A 20465-nucleotide genomic window follows, 5' to 3' on the forward strand; every position below is an offset into this window, starting at 1 on the left:
TCCCTCTCATCTGACATACATGAGGTTGGCGGTCATACCAGCCTCGAAGTGGTAGGCATTGTGGCAGTGGAACATCCACTTGCCGGGGTTGTCGGCGTCAAACTCCACTGAGAGTGACTTTCCGGGCTTGACGATCACGGTGTCTCGGCGCAGTCCGCCGTAGGCCCCGATCGCGAAGGTGTGGCCGTGGGTGTGCATGGGATGCCACATCGTCGACTTGTTGTTCATCGTGATACGCACCCGTTCACCGGGTTTCATGACGAGCTTGCCGATGTCGGGCCCGGCCATCGCCCACACGTAGCGATCGCCGGCCTGGAGGAGATCGACGTGGTAGTCGCGGTCGGGATGACGCTGCGGCAATCGGACCTTGTCGGCGGGCCGGAGGAGATCCTCGGTCACCAGTTGCCGGTCGAGTTCCGCGATCCGCCCGTTTCCCGCAGGCGGCGGGACCGGCAACGCGTCGTTGCTCTTGAGCACCATGGCGCCGTACCCGGACCGGCCCTCGACGGCGGCCATCACCGGCCAGGAACCGGAACGCAGGGTGAGGATCACGTCGTATCGCTGCGCCATCCCGATCAGGATCGCGTCGGTCTCGGCGGGGACCACGTCGTAGCCGTCGACGGCCACGATCGTCATCCGGTGCCCGGCGACGGCGAACCGGTAGGGTGTCTCGGCGGCGGCGTTGATCACCCGCAAGCGGATTCGCGATCCGGCGCGGGCTTCGACCACGGCTGGATCGTTCGGCGGTCGGCCATTGATCAGATGCAGGGGATAGGCGATGTGCTGGGTCATCCCGCCGAGGACGGCCGACGATCCGTGTCCTTGTGAGATCAGCTGCTGCGCAGTACCTTCGGCGCCAGGTTGCATCGGCGCAGAGGTCATCGGCGCAGAGGTCATGGGCGCAGAGGTCATGGGCGCCATGCTCATCGTGCCCGAACCCCCACCCATGTCCATTCCGCCCATGCCGCCGTGCAGGTTCGGGTTGAGGGCCGACATGACGGCGTCCGGTGTGGTACCCAGTCCGTCGAGCCAGTCGTCGAGCACGAGCGCGACGTCGGTGTCGACCCCGCTGGTGTCGCGCGGGTCCTCGATGATCAGCGGTCCGAACAGTCCGCGGTCGGCCTGCAGACCCGAATGGGAGTGGTACCAGTAGGTTCCGGGATCGGGCGCGATGAACCGGTAATCGAAGGTGCCGCCGGGGGCAATCGCCTGCTGCGTCACCGGCGGCACCCCGTCCATGTCGTTGCGGATGCGGATGCCGTGCCAGTGGATGCTCGTGGGTTCGGCGATGGTGCTGTGCACGTGTGCCGCGATCTGATCGCCGGCCCCGGCCCGGATCTCCGGGGCCACCGGCGTGGGTCCGTAACCCCAGGACTGTGCGATCCGGCCACCGAGATCGAATGCCGCCGCTGCCGCGGTGAGCGACACCGCGGTGGTGCGCCCCGTCGTGTGTCGTCGTGCGTCGGTGGCGGCGATCTCCGGGTCGGTCGGCATGATGAAGTTCTGGGGTGCCTGCTCGCCCGACGACGCGTCCGAGGACGAACACGCCGTCGACGCGAAGGTTGCGACCCCGGCCGCGCCGATCCCCGAAGCGGCGAGCTTCAGGAATCGGCGACGGCCCATGGAAAGTGCGGTCGAACTCGTCATCCGATGATCTCCGGGGCGAACAGCCCTTTCAGTTTGTCGGGTTTGCCGTCCAGCGTCACCGAACTGGTCTGCGCCCCATCAGTGGAAGAGAAGCCGACGAGCTTCTGTGGCGTCTCGCCATCGGCCTCCGGTCCGCCCCCGAGCAGATAGAGCTTCTTGCCGTTCTCGTTGAAGGCGAATCCGCCGAACGACTTCAGGCCGGCCTGATCGAGCGTGATCGTCTTGATCGGGTGCAAATTCGCCGCATCGAACAGGACGACCTTGGTGACGTCGCCACCCCGGACCGACTGCGGATGAATCGGGGTATCGGTGTAACTGATGGCGATCCGGCTGCCGTCACGGCTGATCGCGCTGGTGTCGAAACGTCCCGACGGATCGCCGGCGTTGCCGATCGGCCGGACCTCGGTGGTGGGCAGGCCGTGGGAGAAGTCGAAGACGTAGACGTCACCATTGGCGCCGACCAGCAGTGCCTTCTTGGCGTCGGCGGCGAAGGTCGACTCCCGGGCACTGACGAAGTCGGCAGGCAGAACCTTTTGTCGCCCGACCTCTTTCGGCACACCGTCGTCGCCGATGTGCACCTGCAGCAGCTTGCGGTCCTGCTCGCACACGCTGTAGAGATCATGTCCGACCAGCCACGTGAACGGACCGCACGCCGGCAGCTTCAGGGTGCCGCTCTGCTTGCCGCTGTGCAGGTCGACCACCCGGATGCCGAACAGGGCGTCATCCCACGTGACGAAGTACCGGCCGTCAGAGGTGACCGCATGCGAGCCGGTCCGGGAATGGGCACGCGCAACGCTGGGCAGCGCAACCTCTTTGGGCGTGAGCAGATTCCCGGAATAGGTGCTCACCGTGAACTGGGCCGCGCCCCGAGAGCCGCGCGGCCGCCACACCTCGGCGGCGAGGACCGCAGGATCATGCGGGGTCTTCCCGACGAAGGCGTGGATGACCGGATCCCAGATGCCCTGTCCCACCACGATGTGCGCGGTCTTCTTGCCGGTCGCCGGGTCGTACACCTCGACCGGCACCTCCAATTGGCCGAACGAACCCGACTGCATCACCATCTCCTCGGCGCCGATCGGCGCGATCTCGCCGACGTGCAGGCCCTCGGGAATCTGGCTGGGAATCGGTTCGTCCTGCGTTCCGCGCGCCGTGTTCGAGTCGGGAGCCGAATACGACTGCGAGGGCAGACTGGGCTCACCGGAGCCCGAATCGGAGTTGTCCGACGAGCACGCCGACAGGGTGAGCAGGGTGGCGACCGCGGGGATCACGGCGAACGACACTCGACGCAGTGCCATATGTCGATCATTCACGACCCGGCACCCACCTTCGGGCGGACTGCCGGACGCGTCTGGCAGTCGACGCCGACGACCGGCGCCATCGTGCACGTATATGACTGCGATTCCTCGGAGACGCACCAGATGATCTCCTGGTCGTAGCTGCCGGCCACCGGGTTGTACATGATCGCCTGCATGTCGGGCTCACCACAGAACGCGTTCGCGCACCCCGGCGCCCCACAGCAGTCGTAATACGCGATGAGGTAGGTCTTCTTGTCCTTCGGATTGGTGCAGCAACCCACCCAGAATTCGGCGCCGGGCTTGGACCCGGGGGCGCAGGTGGTGACGCCACCGCCCTCACAGGCCGCACAGGGGGTGCCATCCATGTTGCACCACCGCCAGTACTCGCATTCGGCGGGATTGGACCCGTTGTACTCGGGAACCAGCGGCTCCGGGCCGCTCGCGGGCTGCGGGTCGGCGGCCGCGCGCGAGACCGGCAGCGATCCGATCACCGCAACACCCGACGCACCGAGCGTCCAACGACCGATCTTGGAGATCATCGATCGGCGTGAAACCCGCTCGGACAGTTTGCGTCCCGCGCGGCTCGTGAGGCTGCCGCCGTCACCGGACATCCACTGTGCCTGGGCGGCAACGGTTTCCTCGTCCACGGGGAACCGCTGTTCGCTCGTTTCGTGGCCGTCGTCGTGGTCGGTCATGGGCTCTCTTCTCCTTGTCGATGTACTGGGAATGGGGGGGCGCGGTCAGGCCGACAACGCGTTGCCCGGCGTTCCGTCCTGGGGGGCGTGGGCCGCGGCCTGACGGTGTAGATGTTGCAGCGTCGGCGTGTTGGTCTCGAGTGCGTTGAGGAGGCTCTCGACCTGCGCCATGTGATTGCACAGTCCCTTGGCGCGGATCTTGCCGTGCTCGTCGAGGATCACACCGAACGGCGTGGTGCCGACCTGGTAGGCGATACCCACGTCGCGGCCGTCGACATAACTCAGCTCCTCACCGATGCGGGTGCCGGAGAGGAACGCGGCATGCTCTTCGGGTGTGCCGTCGGAGATGATGACGATGTCGAGGCCCTCACCCTCGCCCTTGGCCATCGCCTTCACTCCGGGAAGGAGTGACTTGCACGTGGTGCACGTGGGGGCGGTGAACAGCAAGAGCTGCGGGCGCGACCGATGCCCGCCGACGCTGACCAACCGCCCGAGGTGATCGGTCAGACCACGAAACGATGGTCCCGCCTGATCGATCTTGGGGCCGGTGTCCATCATTCGCGCTCCCAGCGGGCCGAGACGGACCTGGATACGCCCCACTTCTCTTGCCAGGCCGAGGATCACGAGCATTGTGGCGATCGCGGCGAGAAACAGTATGACCACCATGGTGACCAGGAATGTCGTCATCGTGTGGCTCCTTTCGATTGTCGATTCAGTACTCGGTGGCGACTGGCGCGGGACTCAGTAACGGCTTGCGCGGGCTGCGGCCCGCGAGGCGATCGCCGCGTTGGTCAGATAGGTGTCGACGCCACGGCGGCCGAAGGTCATGACCGTCCGCGCATACAGCACGACGGTGACGAGCGCGACCACCAGCACACCGATCGCTGCGCCGGCGAACCGGTCGGCGGCCGGCGCGGCGGGCGCCCACATGCTCACCACCGACAGCGCGGCGAACGTGCCAGCGCGTAACGCATGACCCCATCCGATGTGCGGAACCTCCTCTGCACCATGGGAAAAGGCGAAGCATCCACAGTCGAGATCGCGGCGCCCCCGCGCCAGATTGATCACCAGCCCGACAGTGAAGACCGCGAACAGTGCCGCCGCGGCGGCCCCGGCGATCTCCGGCACGACGCCGACGATCAGGGCTGCACCGAGTACGAGCTCGACCCACGGAAGGGTGCGCCCGACGAGCCGCGCCTCGGCATCGGGAAGGATCTGGTACCCGCGTACCGCCCGGATCACGCGATCGGTGTCGGTGAGCTTCGGGACGCCGGCGACGAGCAGGATCATTCCGACCACCCCCGCGACAACTGCCAAGACCATCACTTGTTCTCCTCTCGAATTTCCGCGACTATCGAATTTCACAATCCCGGATTCGTAATCCCGGATTGCGTAACCGTGGATTCGGTGACCTTTCGCGGCCGCCGAGAAGAAGCCTGACGCGTGATCAAGTCACCGACGGGTCGCGCCGGTTACGCGTGAGCGCGCTGTGATCGGTGGGGTCGGAGAACAAGTACGGCCAGGTCAACGAGCTTTCAGGTGCTGGGGGTGTGACCGCGACCACGATTGCGCCCCACGGCAATTCGCGTTTTGGGGTCGCATTCTCATTTGGTATTCGCCGGGTGTTCACACGCGTAATACCGCCGCAACAGTGCTGTCCTATCGTTCCCGACGTTCAACTCGTCGACATCACCGAGAGTTCCGAGATCGGAGGTTCTGACATGCACGTGAATGCGCTGCAGTCCGCGTTGGTGCGCGCCCGTTTCGCCGGGGCGCCCGCGCAGACAGTGCGTTCTCCACTGTCTGCGCTGGGCCGTCGGCAACTCACGCAGTCCGATCTCATCGGACAATCGATGTCGACGATGGCGCCGGCCACCGGCATGGTGTTCATCGCGCAGGCGATGTCGGGCGCGAACGCGGGACCGACAGGGCTGGTGGCGATTCTCGCCGCAACCGCGGTGATGACGCTCGTCGCGTTGTGCGTCCGGCAGTTCACCATGCGGTTGGCGGCCTCGGGATCGCTCTACAGCTTCATCGCACACGGCATGCCGAAACCGATCGCACTGACCGCGGGTGCCGCGTTGCTCACCGGGTATGTGGTGATGACGATCTCGGTGTCCAACAACGCAGGCCACGACATCGTGAACATGGCCGCGATGTCGGGCCTGGATCTGCCCGCCGGGATGTGGTTCGTCGCGTGCGCGGTGGTGGTGATCGTCTGCGCGGCGGTCGCGATCGGCGGCGTACGGTCGGCCACACGCATCATTCTTGCCATCGAGTTGTGCACGGTCTCCACGATCGCGGTGCTGCTCCTGCTGACGCCCGGTCATCCCACAGCCGGACCGCATCTCGACACCCCGGTGAGTTTCGGGGTCTTCATGGTCTGTCAGGTCGTGTTGAGTTTGGCCGGATTCGAATCGGCTGCATTCTTCGGCCCCGAGGCCGAACGCCAACTGCACACCGTCAGCCGCGCCGTCGTGGTCACACCCATCCTGACCGGGGCGCTGTTCATCCTCGCCGGCTGGGCCGGGATGACCGGGCAGGCGACCACGCTCATCAACGCCTACTTCTACGGGACCACGTCAGGGGTGGGCGTGCCCATCGTCGTCGCGGTGCATCTCGGTGTGTGGTGTTCGTGGGCCGCATCGACGCTCGGCTTCATCCAGGCCGGTTCGCGGTTGCTGTTCTCGATGAGCGTCGAAGGTGTCGTCCCACGCTTCCTCGGGCCCGTCAATCAGCGCTTCCGCACCCCGGCCCCGGCAGTTGTCGCCTTTGCCGCCGCCGCCGCGATCGGGGCGGTGTGGTTTCGCCCCGGGGAGCCGGGCAGCAACTTCGAGGTGCTGCTCGACGTTGCCTGGGTCCTGGGATACGTGTTGGTGGCAGTTGCGGCCCTGGTGTTCCTGCGGCGTATCGGCGAACACACCGCGCGAACTCTGGCGACCTGCGTCCTGAGCATCGGCGCCGGAACCGCGTTCGCGGTCTTCACCGTCATCGACGGACTTCGGCACGGCAACGTCATGTTCCTGGCATGGTCGCTCCTGCTGGGCATCTCGGGATGCATCTGGTACCTGGTACTGCGACGGTTCCGGCCCGACCGCCTGGCGTCCATCGGCGTGTTCGACAGCGTCGAGACCGCCGACCTGTTGCCCGGGTCGGCCATCTTGCGCACCGACGAGCAGGGCCGCCCGGTACTCGTGGCCACCGGCTCCCGGTTGTGGTGAGGCGATGTCGCAGCGACCCGTGACCGTCGATTCCGGCTTCGGCGGACGGCAGCCGAAGTCGGTCCAGAACGCGTTCGCCATCCTGGAGGCCGTGGCATCGCTCGGGCCCGGTGTCGCTGCCCGCACGATCTCGCGTCACGTGCGGATCCCGGCCGCGACCACGTACCGGATACTGAATCTTCTGGTCGCCGACGGATATCTGGTGCGAACACCGGATCTGTCCGGATTTGCGCTGGGTCGGCGGACTGCCGAACTCGCCGGTGCCGCGGTACAGAGTCCGCAGACCTCGGCCGGCGACGTCCTCGAGGAGATGCGCGGACGCACTCGGCACGGCCTGTATCTGGCGAGTTTCCGCGATGCCGCGCTGCGGATCGTCGATCCCGATCCCGACCACGAGATGGTGCCGGTATCCACGATCGCCCGCAATCGGCACGCCCATGCGATCGGCAAACTGCAGCTCGCCTACGCGCCCGCGCTCGCCGACGATGCTCCGTTGCGCTCACTCACCGGACGTACGCTGTGCGATCGGCACGCACTGCGTGAGGAGCTGCACGGGATTGTGGTCAGCGAATTGTCCTTCGAGGACGAGGAATCCCGGATCGGCCGCGCCGCGCTGGCGGTTCCCATCCGCGGCAAGGGAACCCACGTCGTCGGCGGTCTCGTCGTCCAGGGCCTCGCCGGACGCGTCTCGCCCGCCAATCATGAGCTCGTGACGTTTCTTCGGGGCGGGGCGATGGACCTGCGCGGACTCATCTGAGCGCGGGCCGGTATGCGCGTGCAGCGGCCGGTGAGTGGTCGCGCGAGCCCGGTCAGCTGCCCCGATAGGTGGAGTAGGAGTAGGGACTCAGCAGCAGGGGCACATGGAAGTGGCGCTGCGGATCGTCGACCGTGAAGCAGATGTCGACCTCTGGATAGAACGCCCCGATATCGTTGTCGTCGAACCAGTTCCCGGTGTCGAACACCAGGTGGTAGATGCCAGGGACCAGTGCCTCGGTGTTCACCTGTCCGATGCGCCCGTCGGAATCGGTGGTGCCGGTGGCCAATTCGCCACCGGCGGCATCCTGTAGCGAGACATTCACCCCCACCGCGGGCGCGCCCGACACTGCATCGAGCACATGGGTGGACAAGCCGGTCATCGGAATCTGGCTCCTTCTTGCCGAGGCGGCGGGGTCAGTCGTCAACATACTTGACGGCCGGGGTGAGCATCCGCTCCAGCCGGCTTCGGTTGATCTTGCCCAGCTCCATCCGCATGACGCGGCGCTCGGTCTCGGGATCGTTGCGGATGCGTTCTTTGAGGATCGCCAGCAACTCGTCGGCGGGCCGTCCGTTGGCGAATACGAGATAGACGTGCCCGAACCGCTCGTCGTAGGCCCTGTTGAGTTCGCGCAGTTCTGCCAGGACCCCGGGATCGGCGCCGGCCACCCCGGACTGCTCGCGTTGTGAGGAGGCATTGTCGGCCCGGTCGCCGATGCGGGGATGGCCCGACAGGGCCTCGTCGAGGTCGTCCTCGGTGAGTTCGGCCAGGATGAGGTCGGCGTAGGAGAGCAGGGCCTCATCATCGGAGAAGGGCCGTGCGCCCGACACGCGCAGCGCCCAGATGGATGAGCTGCAGCACTCGTAGAGGGTGCTGATGGCCTGCCGTTCGGTCAGTTCGTTGAAGCTGGGCAATCCGCGCCAGTCGACTCGTCGCACCCCTGACAGCCTAGGAGAGTTCCGGCTGACGGCCGAATCGAACCGACGTCAGTGGGTTGGCATCGGCGACGAGATCGTCGAAACGGTAGTTGACGATCTTGGCGATCTCGATGAGCGCGAACGACTTCTCGGACGACTCCGAATTGTCCATGCGCGCCCACCCGCTGCGCAGCACGCGATCGTAGCGTTCGGTCTCGCGCGCACAGATCACCAACGGGAAGCCGAAGTGCTCGCGGTAGGCGGCAGCCAGATTCACCACGTTCTCGTGCTCGGTCTCCTCCAGATGCGACAGCCCCTTGTGGTCGATGGCCCGCAGCTCGCCGGTCTCCTCGTCCTCGGCGCCGAGATCGGGGAATGCCTGAATGAGGTCGAGCTGCTCGGTGTCGCTGCCGGTCAGCATGGCTTCCTGGAAAGCGCTACGGAGGTCGTGGACATCGGCGAACGGCCGTTGTTCCCACGCCCGGTCGAGTATCCAGTCCACGCCCTGCACGACCTCGCCGAAGGTGGCTCGGAATTCCTCCTTGCCCATCGTGTTGACCTCGTCGAGTGTGATCGAACCGCCGCCGGCGACCGCCGGTCCCTTGCTGCCGATGTGGAAGAACAGGATGTTCATCAGGATCGCGGTGATCGCCCCCATGGTGATACCCGTGGAGAACGGGATCTGCAGAATGCCGGGGACCGCCATGTCGACGCCGGGCAACTGGGGAACCTTCACCTCGGCGCCCTTGTCCAGGATGGTGGTCGGTGCCGACGATTGCGAGAACTGGACATAGAGCGCCACGGCGATCGAGGTTGCCGCGATGGACAGATTGCGGTGGTCGGTGAAGTCGACGGTGGTCAGGGTCTGGATGCCGACGATCGCCACCGTGGCGAACATGATGAGCGCGGCGCCGCCGAGGACGGGCGAGGGGATCGACCCGACGATGTTGGCGGTCTTGGGCAGCACACCCAGGATGATCATGATCACGCCGGCACAGGCCACGACGAAGCGGCTCTTGACGCCGGTCATGCGGACCAGACCGACGTTCTCGGAGAAGGCGGTGTACGGGAACGAGTTGAACCCACCGCCGATGACGGTCGCGATGCCGTCGGCGCGGATGGTTGCGGCGATGTCCTCCTTGCGGATTCGCTTGCCGACGATCTCGCCGGTGGCGAACACCGAACCCGTCGACTCCACCGCGGTCACCAGGAGCACCACGATGAGCGAGACGATGGCGATCAGATCGAAACGCGGCCAACCGAAGGCGAACGGCGGGGTGAAGCCCACCCAGCTCGCCTCGGCGACCCGGTCGAAGTGTGCGTCACCGAAACACCATGCGATGAAGGTCATGACGCCGAGTCCGAGCAGGATCGAGATGGTCGCCCAGAAGCCCCGGAAGAACCGCTGCATCAACACGATCAGGGCGATGGTGCAGATGCAGTAGACGACCCACCGGCCGTTTCCGGCGTCGTGTGCGCTGGTCGCGCTGTTCGGATCGGTCACGGCGTCGCCGGCGCCGACCGGGATGAGGCTGATGCCGATGATCGTGATGACGGTGCCGGTGACCACCGGCGGGAAGAACCGGATCAGCTTCGCGAAGAACGGGGCGATCAGGAAGGTGAACACGCCCGCGGAGATGACCGCGCCGTAGACCGTGAGCAGACCCACGCGCCCGCCACCGTGGTCGTTGGCGACCTTGATGACTGGGGCGAGGGTGGCGAAGGTGATGCCCTGCAGCAGGGGCAGCCGGACACCGATCTTCCAGATACCCACCGACTGCAACAACGAGGCGATGCCGCAGGTGAACAGGTCGGCGGTGATGAGCATCGTGAGCGCCTTGTCATCGAGCCCGATGGCATTGGCGATCAGCAGGGGAACGAGCACCGCGCCGGCGTAGAAGGCGACGACGTGCTGGAAGCCGAGGGTGACGAGCCGGCCGAACGGCGGAACCTGATCGACCGGGTGTGTGCGCTTGCGTCTGCGTGGCCCGGCGGTGGCCGGAACCGAATCCGTGGACATCGTCATCCTCCTGCGATGGTGTTCGTGAGGCTGCGATTCGGCGGTGGTTTTCCGCCGCCCGCTCGCAGCAGGTAAATAGTGGACCCACATGAGCAAAGAGGCGAGGCGAGTGATCGTATATTTCGGAGATGTAAAGCCGATTTCGGGCGCGGATCGGTCGTCCTCGGTGCATGGTGCGGCGACCACCCGGCGGCACGTGCCGGTGCGGGGTGAAAGGCGGGCGTGATGGCGGTGGGTGCGGTGTTGGCCGCTGGTGCGGGCACCCGATTCGGGATGCCGAAAATCCTTGCCGAACAAGGGCTCTGGCTACACCGGGCGGTCGACGCGCTGCGCGTGGGTGGCTGTGACGAGGTGCTGGTCGCGATGGGCGCGGCGATCGTCGAGCCGCCGGCCGGGGCGACGGCGATCGTCGTCGCCGACTGGGCCGTGGGCCTTTCGGCAAGCGTGCGTGCGGTGCTCGACAGTCCGCCGGTCGGCCACGACCCGGCCGGTGTGGTTTTACATGTTGTTGACATGCCGGATGTCGGCGAAGCGGTGATTGCGCGAATCGTGGCTACTGCCGCGCGCGATCCGGGCCGAATCGTGCGTGCGGTCTACGGTGGCCGGCCGGGTCATCCGGTCTACCTCGGCCGCGATCACTTCGCGGGCGTGCGGGCCCGGCTCGACGGCGATGTCGGTGCGGCGCCGTACCTGCGGGCACATGCGGGCATCGTCGAGTCCGTCGAATGCGGCGACCTCGCCTCGGGCCTCGACCGGGACGAGCCGTAGCACGGCGAGGCGGACGGCTCAGTCGACCTCAATGGTCGGCAGCGCATCCACCAGCTCTGCGGCCACATCGAGATCCAGAGCGCCACAAGCGAACCGGGTCACCGGGCCAACGGCCGCCGCGATCGCGTCGTGATGGCCGGGCCGGTGGCGGCCGACGGGTGTGGCGGCACCGTCCTCGGGTACGAGCCCGATGACGGCCAGCAGTTCGCCGGTCGTCGGTTCACACACCGCCCAGGTGAACGCCGACTCCGCCAGCCAGGCCCGGTCGGTGGCGGCGACATAACCGGCGGGGTCGGCGACCCCGAGTTCGGACAACGCCGGGACGTCGGTGATCCGGTCGTCGGCGCGCAGGCCGCGCAGGTACCACGTCCCGGCGTTGATCTCGACAGGTTGCATCCTGCTGCGGTCGGCCGGGCTACTTGAGTTCGAGCAGCACGGTGCCCTGGGTGACGGCCGCGCCGGCTTCGATGCTCAGGCCGGTGACCACGCCGTCCTTGTGGGCGGTGACGGGATTCTCCATCTTCATCGCCTCGAGTACGACCACGAGCTCACCGGCGGTGACAGCCTGGCCCTCCTCCACGGCGACCTTGACCACGGTGCCCTGCATCGGGGCGGCGACCGCATCGCCGGAGGCGGCAGCGCCACCGCCCTTCTTGCGGGAGCGGGCCTTGGGCTTGCGGCGGATCACGCCGTTGGACGAGCCGCCACCGCCGAGTGCGAGGTCGCCGGGCAGCGCCACCTCGACGCGGCGTCCACCGACCTCCACGACCACCTTCTGGCGCGGTACGGCGTCATCGTCCTCGATCGGCCGGCCACCGGTATACGGCTCGATCGGGTTGTCCCAATCGGTCTCGATCCACTTGGTGTAGATGTCGAAGGTCTCGACGCCGTCCTCGCCCTGGTGGCCGATGAACGCCGGGTTGGACACGACGTGGCGGTGGAACGGCAGGACCGTCGCGAGACCCTCGACCTCGTATTCGGCCAGGGCCCGGCGGGCGCGCTCCAACGCCTGCTCACGGTTCTCGCCGACGACGATGAGCTTGGCCAGCATGGAATCGAACTGTCCACCGATCACATCGCCCTCGACCACGCCGGAATCCACGCGCACACCCGGTCCGGAGGGCTCGTGGTACTTGGTGATCGGGCCGGGCGCGGGCAGGAAGTTGCGGCCCGGATCCTCGCCGTTGATGCGGAACTCGAAGGCGTGCCCACGCGGCACGGGATCTTCGGAGAACTCCAGCTTCTCGCCGTTGGCGATGCGGAACTGTGCACGTACGAGGTCGATGCCCGCGGTCTCCTCGGTGACCGGGTGCTCCACCTGCAGTCGGGTGTTGACCTCGAGGAACGAGACCAGGCCGTCGTGGCCGACGAGGAACTCCACGGTGCCCGCGCCGTAGTAGCCGGCCTCACGGCAGATGGCCTTGGCCGAGCTGTGGATGCGTTCACGCTGCTCGTCGGTCAAAAACGGTGCGGGAGCCTCCTCGACGAGTTTCTGGAAGCGGCGCTGCAGCGAGCAGTCGCGGGTGCCTGCGACCACGACGTTGCCGTGCTGGTCGGCGATCACCTGGGCCTCGACGTGGCGGGCCTTGTCGAGATAGCGCTCGACGAAGCACTCGCCGCGGCCGAAGGCAGCGACGGCCTCACGGGTGGCCGACTCGAACAGGTGGGGGATCTCCTCGATGGTGTAGGCGACCTTCATGCCGCGTCCGCCACCGCCGAAGGCGGCCTTGATCGCGACCGGCACGCCGTACTCCTGGGCGAAGGCGACGACCTCGTCGGCGTTCTTGGCCGGGTCCTTGGTGCCGGGGGCCATCGGGGCGTCGGCCTTGAGCGCGATGTGGCGGGCGGTGACCTTGTCGCCGAGGTCGCGGATCGACTGCGGGGACGGACCGATCCAGATCAGCCCGGCATCGAGGACGGCCTGGGCGAAGTCGGCGTTCTCCGAGAGGAAGCCATAGCCGGGGTGGATGGCGTCGGCGCCGGAGCGGGCGGCGGCGTCGAGGATCTTGTCGAATACCAGGTACGACTCGGCAGAGGTCTGACCACCGAGCGCGAAGGCCTCATCGGCGAGTTTCACGAACAGTGCGTCGGCGTCGGGCTCGGCGTACACGGCGACGCTGGGAAGTCCGGCGTCGCGGGCGGCACGGATGACGCGTACCGCGATCTCGCCGCGGTTGGCGATGAGGACCTTGCTGATACTGGGCACTGTTGTTCTCCTGGGCCATACATCGAGGTGCGCCGCGACGCGGGACGCAGCACACACGGTGTTCGTCGGCGACCGTGTGGGCCACCGAGGGTCTAACCTGCCGACCGCCTCAATGGTCTCGCGGGCGACGACGCGTACGTTTGTGGAGTCTAGGTCCGTCCTCATCCACAGCTGCTGTGAGGGGACCGGAGACCGCCCGGCAGGCGTGGTTCCGGGCTTCACCCTAACCCACCGATCAATCGCTCGGTGGAGGCGCCCGTCACATCTGCGAGTTGAATGTGCTGTCGTTCGCCAGCTCGTGTACCAGCTCGGCGAGCGCGTGCAGCAATCGGGGGACCGGGCCGGCCGCATCGAGCGGATCGGACCCGATACTGCTCGGCTGTGGTTCGGTCACCGCGGTGACCTGCGGCGTCGGTGGGAACCGCGCGGAGTACCGCAGGCCCGACGGAGTGCGGTTGATCCAGATGAGGACCTCGTCGGGCGAGTAGGAGTGACTGCGCAACACGGTGGCGTGGCCGGCATCGGCCTCGGCGGCCCCGGGCGCGTAGCGGGTATCGATGAAGGAGATCACGAATCGCGGCTCCCCGCGGTAACCGATCAACTCGGCGACCCGCAGGAATGCCAGCGATGCGCCCTGCCGGGAGCGTTTGAGTTCGGCGGTCGCGCGGGCAACGGTCTGATCGAAGGTCGGCGACGCGGTCATGTCGAGCCGGAACGGCGCGAGCGCGACGAACCAGCCCAGCGCTGTCAGCCACCGTGCCTCGTTGCGGGTGTGTCTCGGCAGGACACACCGGAACTCGGGATCGCCGGTGATGCGGTGGTGCACGATCGCGAACGCCGCGAGCACGCCCGCCGTCAGCGAACCGCCCGCCTCCGAGCACACCGCGGTGAAGCGGTTGGCGGTGGCGTCGTCGGCGATCAGCCCCGACACCGACTGCTGGGGGGCCGGTACCTCGCCGACATCACCAGCGGTGGCCGCCGGCGTGGTGTCGGCCGCGGCCGGAGTGGCCAATGCCGTCGGCATGTCGCCGGGTCCGGCCTGCAGGAAATCTCGCCAGGTGCCGACCGCTGGATGATCGGCACCGGTCTGGTCGGCCTGCCGGCGCTCGGCGGCACTGAAATCGACGTAACTGCCGACCTCGGGCAGCGCGAGCTCGGTGTGGTCACGTGCGGCGCGGTAGATCGCCGTGAGTTCGTGCTGCGCCATGATCAGCGAGTAGCCGTCGACGAGCGAATGATCGGCCGCGAAGAGCAGCGTGAACGATGACTCCCGGCCGACGGTGGCGAACACGTACGCCGGCCAGTGCAGTGGGGCGGTCGCCCGATCGAAGTAGCCGGCGATCTGCTCGACGAGCGGCCCGGACTCGTTGTACCAACCGATCCGGCCCATCCGCAGCTTCACGGTGCCCGGTGCGGTGGTGAGGCGGGCGAGCCCGTCGTGCTTGATGACGACATGGCTGCGCAGCACCTCATGACGGTCGATCCAGAGCCGCAACGTGGCGCGTAGCGCCGGGATCGAGAGCGGCTCGTCGAACTGGATCTCCAGGCCCAGCCACGATTCGCGGCCGCCTTCGCGGCGGGTACGGATGCGATAGTCGAACGCCGAACGTAGGTGTTGTTCGTGATTGTGGGAGGTCAACCGCGAGTCGCGGTCCCAACTCCCCAGTCCGCCCGGCACATACGGCGTCCACTCGACGAGGCCGCCCGGTTCGACCGGCTCTTCGAGGATCTGGATGAACTTCATCCGGGCGAGCCGGCCGTACCCGTCTGACGACGAACCTGCGCCTTGATGCGTCCGAGCATGCCGGCCATACCGCGTAGCCGTAGTGGGCTCACGGCCTTGTCGAGGCCGAGATCGTGGTAGAAGTCGCCGGGCACATCGAGGATCGTCTGCGCCGGCGCCCCGTCGAGACCCTGGTGCAGGATCGACGCGAATCCGCGGGTGGTCGGCGCCTCCCGCGGCGCGCTGAAATAGAGCTGCACCGCGGCGGGATCGACGGCATCGACCGACAGGAACACCGGGGACTGACACTCCGGCACCGGTTCCATGGCCTCGGTGACCAGCTCGGCGGGCAACTCCGGCAGCTCCCCGGCGAACTCGAGAAGCAGCGTGATCTTGTCCGAATCACCAAGCGCCGCAAAGTCGTCGACGATCTCGGCGAGTGCGCGGGGCAGACTCATGAGCCGGGAGGGGGATCGCCCGGCTCGTCGCCGACCGAGATCGGGGCCCGTACCGCGTTACCCCACTCGGTCCAGGAGCCGTCGTAGTTGCGGACCCGATCGAACCCCAGCAGATACGTCAGGACGAACCAGGTGTGGCTCGAACGCTCGCCGATGCGGCAGTACGCGATCGTCGCGGTGTGCGGGTCGAGGTCGCCGTAGATCTCGTCGAGTTCGGCGCGGCTGCGGAAGCGGCCGTCCGATGCCGCGGCCTTGGCCCACGGAATGGAGCGGGCGGTGGGGATGTGTCCGCCGCGCAGTGCCCCCTCCTGTGGGTAGTCGGGCATGTGGGTGCGTTCGCCGGTGTACTCCTGCGGCGACCGGACGTCGATGAGCGGCTCGGTGCCCAGCGCGCCGCGGATCTCGGCGGCGAATGCGCGAATGCGGGAGTCGTCGCGCTCGACGACCGGATAGTCCGACCGTGGGTACTCGGGCACGTCGAAGGAGGTGTCGCGATCCTCCGACATCCATGCATCGCGGCCGCCGTCGAGCAGCCGGACGTCCGCATGCCCGAACAGGGTGAACACCCACATGGCGTACGCAGCCCACCAGTTGCTCTTGTCCCCATAGATGACGACGGTGTCGTCGCGCTCGATTCCCTTGCTGCGCATCAGTTCTGCGAACTGCTCACCGTTGATGTAGTCGCGGGTCACCGGATCGTTGAGATGCAGATGCCAGTCGATTTTCTGCGCGGTCGGGATGTGCCCGATGTCGTAGAGGAGGACGTCCTCGTCACTCTCGACGATCTTGAGTCCGTTGGCACCGAGATGCGCCGACAGCCATTGCGTGCTGACGAGCCGTTCGGGATGGGCATAGCCGGCGAACTTTGGGTTCGGGTCGGTCTCGACGCTCAACTGAAGAACCCCTCTCAGGGTGACGATCCGGTGGGTGCGTCCGTGCAGACACATCGGCGAGAACCCGCGAGGCTCCCGGTGAAAGCCTACCCAGTCAGCGTGCGCCGCGCGTGCACAAGGCGGGTCATTCAGGTGATGACCTGTTGGGGCGTATCGGGCTCCGATGTTGCTAAGTTCCTCGCATGATCGGACCCGGGGTGCGGCCCACCCGCCATGGAATGCGTGCGGTGACAGTGCTCGTCGTCGCGTCCGCGATGTTGTTCCTCGCCGCGTGTTCGTCGGGCACCGACACCTCGTCCTCGCCGACACCGGGTATTGCGACCTCCGGTACGCAGCCCTCCGGGCGCACCCCCTCGTCGACCGTGCCGAGTTCGTCGCCGACGGCGACCGGGGCGGTGCCCGGCCGGTGTACCGAGAACTCCTGCCCGAGCCTGCCGGTGCCGACGTCGCAACTGATGGCAGGCCACATCACCAAGGCGAACGCACCCCAGAAGGTGTCCGGCTATCTCAGCTCGGTGCTCGACGATCTGGACGGCACCTGGGGGCCGTGGTTCGAGAAGCTGGGATGGGGCAATCCCGAACCGGGACGCGTGCTCGTCGAAGACGGTCGATCATTCCACTCCGCGTGCAAGGACTCCGACGGTCCGATCGTGGTCGCCTCCGACACCCCCAACGCGTTCTTCTGTGGCCTGGACAAGGGCCGCGACGGAGCCGGTCAGCGGGTCGAGGGCTCGGTGATCCTGCCGGTCGATGCCTTCGTCGGGATCTGGACCGGTACGTTCCTGGTCGCCGGGCCGCTGGATTCGATCAGCGGGTTCCAGGGTGAGTTCACCGCGGCTACCGTCGTTGCACACGAGTACGGACATGCCGTCGTCGACCGCATCCTGCAGGCGGGTCACCTGCCTGCCACGAGTGAGCCGACCGGGGAGAACGCCGAACTCATCGCCGACTGCCTCGCGGGGAACTGGGCGGCGACGGTGTTGCGGCGCGATGAGCTGTCCGTCAAGGACATCGTGCAGGCGGTGGCGCTGATCCAGAAGATCGGCGACCCCGAACCCGGACAGGGGCACGGCACCTCGACCCAGCGGATCTCGGCGATCACACTCGGCTTCTTCGGTCACTCGCTGACCCAGGGCCAGGGCCAGGGACAGCCGATCGGGTGCCTGAGCAAGTACTGGCCGGAGGTCTTCGGCTCCTAGGCCCGTGGACCGTGGGGTGATCGCGCCGGCCCTCGGTGATCGCGTCGGCGCTCGCTAGTGCGCGGCGCCGGTGCCGGCCCACAGGTCGGCGACCCCGATCCCGACCTGGCGCAGCAACCGGCGGACGGTGGGCAATCCGATGCCGATCACCGAGGAGGGATCGCCGTCGACGGCGTCGACGAACCAGCCGCCGAGCCCGTCGAGGGTGAAGCCGCCCGCCACTTCCAACGGTTCGCCGGTGGCGACGTACGACTCGATCTCGGCGTCGTCGAGGTCGGCGAAATCGATTGTCGCCGAGGATGTCTCACTGGCGGAGCCGACGACCTCGAGGCCTTTGACGAGCACCAGGCGATGGCCGGTGAGCAATTGCGCCGAGTGGCCGCGGACCTCGCGCCACTGCGCGACCGCGACCTCGGGGGTGTGCGGCTTGCCGCTGAGCGAACCACGGAAGAGCAGCATCGAATCGCACGCCAAGATCACCGTGTCCGGTGGCGACTCCGCCTGTGCCTCGACGCGCTCGGACAGCAGGGTGGCGACCACCGCATCGGCCTTGGCCATCGCGAGGCGCGCGACGACGTCGGCCGGGGGAGCCCCGGTCAGATCGTCGAGGAGAGCGTCCTCGTCGACGTCGGAGACAAGCACACGCGGGTTCAGCCCACCGTGCCGCAGCACCGATAGCCGGGCCGCCGAAGCCGACCCGAGGACGACCTCGCAGTGGCGTGCGGTGGAGGGGCTCACCTGCGTCAGTATCGCAAATTGGTGAAGGAGCCCGGCCCGCCCCATTGCGGACGCAGCCGATCGACCGGGCTGCCCCAGTGGTCGCGCAGTGCCGGATCGCCGTCGCCGGCGCTCGCCGATGATGCCGTCGCAAGGACGGCGACCAGCGCGGCGACCTCCTCGTCGGTCGGGTTGCCGCTGACCACGGTGAGGAAGGGCTTCACCGGGTTCTCCGCGCCGCTCACAGCGGGATGTTCCCGTGCTTCTTGGGCGGCATCGTGACCATCTTGCGCTCGAGCAGCCGCAGTGCGGTGGCGATGTGGCCGCGGGTGTGACTAGGCGGGATGACGGCGTCGACGTAGCCGCGCTCGGCCGCCACATACGGGTTCACCAACGTGTCCTCGTATTCCTGCTGCAGCTCCAGGCGCAGCGCGGCGACGTCCTCGCCGCTTGCCTCGGCGTCCTTCAAGCGGCTGCGGTAGACGAATCCGACCGCACCTGACGCGCCCATCACCGCGATCTGCGCGGTCGGCCATGCGAGGTTGACGTCGGCGCCCATGTGCTTGGACCCCATGACGTCGTAGGCGCCGCCGTAGGCCTTGCGGGTGATGATCGTGATCTTGCCGACGGTGGCCTCGCCGTAGGCGTAGAGCAGCTTCGCGCCGCGGCGGATGATGCCGTTGAACTCCTGATCGGTGCCCGGCAGAAAGCCTGGTACGTCGACGAGGGTGACGATCGGGATGTTGAAGGCGTCGCAGGTGCGCACGAAGCGCGCGGCCTTCTCCGAGGCGTTGATGTCGAGGCAGCCGGCGAACTGTGTCGGCTGATTGGCGACGATTCCGACGCTGCGTCCGTCGACCCGGCCGAACCCGACGATGATGTTGGTCGCCCGTTCCGCCTGGACCTCGAGGAACTCGTCGTCGTCGAGAATCCGGCGGATGACCTCGTGCATGTCGTAGGGCTGATTCGGCGAATCCGGGATCAGCGTGTCGAGTTCGAGGTCCTCGTCGGTGAGGCTGTCGGCGATGGAACCGGTGACCGGCGCTGCCACGGGCAGGCGCGGCGCCTCGGCGCGGTTGTTGCTGGGCAGGTAGCCCAGCAAGTCCTTGACGTAGTCGAGGGCGTCCTCCTCGTCGGAGGCAACGTAGTGGGCCACACCGGATTTGGTCATGTGCGTGGTGGCACCGCCGAGATCCTCCATGGTGACGTCCTCGCCGGTGACGGTCTTGATGACATCGGGTCCGGTGACGAACATCTGGCTGGTTCCGTCGACCATCACGACAAAGTCGGTGAGGGCGGGGGAGTAGACGTGGCCGCCGGCCGCGGCGCCCATGATCAGAGAGATCTGCGGGATGACACCCGAGGCGCGGACGTTGCGGTGAAAGATCTCGCCGTAGAGACCGAGGGAGACCACACCCTCCTGGATGCGTGCGCCGGCCCCCTCGTTGATGCCGACCAGCGGTCGCCCGGTCTTGATCGCCAGGTCCATCACCTTGACGATCTTCTCGCCGTACACCTCGCCGAGGCTGCCACCGAACACGGTGACGTCCTGGGAGAAGACGCAGATCTCGCGACCGTCGATGGTGCCGTAACCGGTGACGACGCCGTCGCCGAGCGGGCGGCGCTCGGCCAACCCGAAATTGGTGCTGCGGTGGCGGGCCAGTGCGTCGAGTTCGACGAACGAGCCCTCGTCGAGCAGATGGGTGATGCGTTCGCGGGCGGTCAGTTTGCCCTTCGAGTGGATCTTCTCCACTGCGGCCTCGCCCACCGGGTGCTGGGTTTCATCGAGACGTTGACGCAGATCGGCGAGTTTTCCGGCCGTGGTGTGGATGTCTGGCGCGGCGCCGGACTCGGACGAAGCAGTGGTCATGAACCTCGATGCTAGCGAGACCGATGTGAGCCACGTCAACCGGCCCAAAGTGAGAAGACCTCATGTTTCCGAGTGATCGGTC

At 67.1% G+C, this 20465-nt stretch carries 20 protein-coding genes; 4 read left to right on the plus strand and 16 right to left on the minus strand.

The genetic code is table 11. From position 1 onward, the window contains the following. Window positions 1-6: 6 nt before the first annotated feature. Genes ACLQ3C_RS12865 through ACLQ3C_RS12885 form a run of 5 tightly spaced genes read right to left on the minus strand, consistent with a single transcriptional unit; the run spans window position 7 to window position 4960 of the window. Window positions 7-1647 (minus strand): multicopper oxidase family protein, encoded by a 1641-nt coding sequence (locus ACLQ3C_RS12865; protein WP_425705459.1) that lies wholly within the window; start codon window positions 1645-1647, stop codon window positions 7-9. Then, window positions 1644-2942, minus strand: a complete 1299-nt coding sequence (locus tag ACLQ3C_RS12870; RefSeq protein WP_425705460.1) for a hypothetical protein — start codon at window positions 2940-2942, stop codon at window positions 1644-1646. The genes ACLQ3C_RS12865 and ACLQ3C_RS12870 overlap by 4 nt, the downstream gene beginning before the upstream one ends. Before the next feature lie 11 nt (window positions 2943-2953). After that, window positions 2954-3637, minus strand: coding sequence for a methylamine dehydrogenase light chain (locus ACLQ3C_RS12875; protein ID WP_425705461.1), 684 nt, complete (start codon window positions 3635-3637; stop codon window positions 2954-2956). Between the two features lie 45 nt (window positions 3638-3682). Further along, window positions 3683-4324: a redoxin domain-containing protein gene (locus tag ACLQ3C_RS12880; protein ID WP_425705462.1), complete on the minus strand. Its 642-nt coding sequence runs from the start codon at window positions 4322-4324 to the stop codon at window positions 3683-3685. Between the two features lie 54 nt (window positions 4325-4378). After that, a complete protein-coding gene (locus ACLQ3C_RS12885; protein WP_425705463.1) occupies window positions 4379-4960 on the minus strand; it encodes a MauE/DoxX family redox-associated membrane protein in 582 nt (193 codons plus the stop codon). A 398-nt stretch (window positions 4961-5358) separates the two neighbouring features. On the opposite strand from ACLQ3C_RS12885, the gene ACLQ3C_RS12890 reads away from it, so the two are divergent. Both ACLQ3C_RS12890 and ACLQ3C_RS12895 read left to right on the plus strand, forming a co-directional pair. Next, window positions 5359-6858 carry an APC family permease gene (locus ACLQ3C_RS12890; protein WP_425705464.1) on the plus strand — a complete coding sequence of 500 codons (1500 nt, stop codon included), beginning with the start codon at window positions 5359-5361 and terminating at the stop codon, window positions 6856-6858. Between the two features lie 4 nt (window positions 6859-6862). Next, window positions 6863-7615, plus strand: a complete 753-nt coding sequence (locus tag ACLQ3C_RS12895; RefSeq protein WP_425705465.1) for an IclR family transcriptional regulator — start codon at window positions 6863-6865, stop codon at window positions 7613-7615. A gap of 52 nt (window positions 7616-7667) precedes the next feature. Here the strand turns inward: ACLQ3C_RS12895 and uraH are convergent, their stop codons facing one another. Genes uraH through ACLQ3C_RS12910 form a run of 3 tightly spaced genes read right to left on the minus strand, consistent with a single transcriptional unit; the run spans window position 7668 to window position 10549 of the window. Continuing rightward, complete coding sequence (gene uraH / locus ACLQ3C_RS12900) at window positions 7668-7994, minus strand: hydroxyisourate hydrolase (protein ID WP_425705466.1); 327 nt, start codon at window positions 7992-7994, stop codon at window positions 7668-7670. A 34-nt stretch (window positions 7995-8028) separates the two neighbouring features. After that, window positions 8029-8550 carry a 2-oxo-4-hydroxy-4-carboxy-5-ureidoimidazoline decarboxylase gene (uraD, locus tag ACLQ3C_RS12905; RefSeq protein WP_425705467.1) on the minus strand — a complete coding sequence of 174 codons (522 nt, stop codon included), beginning with the start codon at window positions 8548-8550 and terminating at the stop codon, window positions 8029-8031. A gap of 10 nt (window positions 8551-8560) precedes the next feature. After that, the gene (locus ACLQ3C_RS12910; RefSeq protein WP_425705468.1) at window positions 8561-10549 is read right to left on the minus strand and encodes a solute carrier family 23 protein; all 1989 of its coding nucleotides are present in this window, start codon (window positions 10547-10549) and stop codon (window positions 8561-8563) included. Window positions 10550-10774: 225 nt separating this feature from the next. Here ACLQ3C_RS12910 and ACLQ3C_RS12915 point away from each other — a divergent pair, with 225 nt between their 5' ends. After that, window positions 10775-11317 carry a nucleotidyltransferase family protein gene (locus ACLQ3C_RS12915; RefSeq protein WP_425705469.1) on the plus strand — a complete coding sequence of 181 codons (543 nt, stop codon included), beginning with the start codon at window positions 10775-10777 and terminating at the stop codon, window positions 11315-11317. A gap of 18 nt (window positions 11318-11335) precedes the next feature. Here ACLQ3C_RS12915 and ACLQ3C_RS12920 read toward each other — a convergent pair whose 3' ends face one another. From ACLQ3C_RS12920 to ACLQ3C_RS12940, 5 genes are all read right to left on the minus strand, one after another. Beyond that, window positions 11336-11713 carry a hypothetical protein gene (locus ACLQ3C_RS12920; RefSeq protein WP_425705470.1) on the minus strand — a complete coding sequence of 126 codons (378 nt, stop codon included), beginning with the start codon at window positions 11711-11713 and terminating at the stop codon, window positions 11336-11338. A 19-nt stretch (window positions 11714-11732) separates the two neighbouring features. Continuing rightward, on the minus strand, window positions 11733-13523 hold the full coding sequence (locus ACLQ3C_RS12925) for an acetyl/propionyl/methylcrotonyl-CoA carboxylase subunit alpha (RefSeq protein WP_425705471.1): 1791 nt from the start codon (window positions 13521-13523) through the stop codon (window positions 11733-11735). A 259-nt stretch (window positions 13524-13782) separates the two neighbouring features. Then, window positions 13783-15267: a condensation domain-containing protein gene (locus ACLQ3C_RS12930; RefSeq protein ID WP_425705472.1), complete on the minus strand. Its 1485-nt coding sequence runs from the start codon at window positions 15265-15267 to the stop codon at window positions 13783-13785. Continuing rightward, complete coding sequence (locus tag ACLQ3C_RS12935; protein WP_425705473.1) at window positions 15264-15704, minus strand: SufE family protein; 441 nt, start codon at window positions 15702-15704, stop codon at window positions 15264-15266. The genes ACLQ3C_RS12930 and ACLQ3C_RS12935 overlap by 4 nt, the downstream gene beginning before the upstream one ends. Continuing rightward, window positions 15701-16597 (minus strand): sulfurtransferase, encoded by an 897-nt coding sequence (locus tag ACLQ3C_RS12940; protein WP_425705474.1) that lies wholly within the window; start codon window positions 16595-16597, stop codon window positions 15701-15703. The genes ACLQ3C_RS12935 and ACLQ3C_RS12940 overlap by 4 nt, the downstream gene beginning before the upstream one ends. 182 nt (window positions 16598-16779) lie before the next feature. Here ACLQ3C_RS12940 and ACLQ3C_RS12945 point away from each other — a divergent pair, with 182 nt between their 5' ends. After that, window positions 16780-17796: a neutral zinc metallopeptidase gene (locus ACLQ3C_RS12945; protein WP_425705475.1), complete on the plus strand. Its 1017-nt coding sequence runs from the start codon at window positions 16780-16782 to the stop codon at window positions 17794-17796. A gap of 54 nt (window positions 17797-17850) precedes the next feature. On the opposite strand, the gene ACLQ3C_RS12950 is transcribed toward ACLQ3C_RS12945, so the two are convergent. The 3 genes from ACLQ3C_RS12950 to ACLQ3C_RS12960 are packed head-to-tail and all read right to left on the minus strand — an operon-like array spanning window position 17851 to window position 20383. Further along, window positions 17851-18534: a Maf family protein gene (locus tag ACLQ3C_RS12950; protein WP_425705476.1), complete on the minus strand. Its 684-nt coding sequence runs from the start codon at window positions 18532-18534 to the stop codon at window positions 17851-17853. 5 nt (window positions 18535-18539) lie between these two features. Further along, window positions 18540-18758, minus strand: a complete 219-nt coding sequence (locus ACLQ3C_RS12955; protein WP_425705477.1) for an acyl-CoA carboxylase subunit epsilon — start codon at window positions 18756-18758, stop codon at window positions 18540-18542. Next, window positions 18755-20383, minus strand: a complete 1629-nt coding sequence (locus ACLQ3C_RS12960; RefSeq protein WP_425705478.1) for an acyl-CoA carboxylase subunit beta — start codon at window positions 20381-20383, stop codon at window positions 18755-18757. The genes ACLQ3C_RS12955 and ACLQ3C_RS12960 overlap by 4 nt, the downstream gene beginning before the upstream one ends. Window positions 20384-20465: the final 82 nt, after the last annotated feature.

Origin of the sequence: Gordonia sp. DT30 (genome assembly GCF_049844915.1) — a bacterium.
Classification (GTDB): domain Bacteria; phylum Actinomycetota; class Actinomycetes; order Mycobacteriales; family Mycobacteriaceae; genus Gordonia.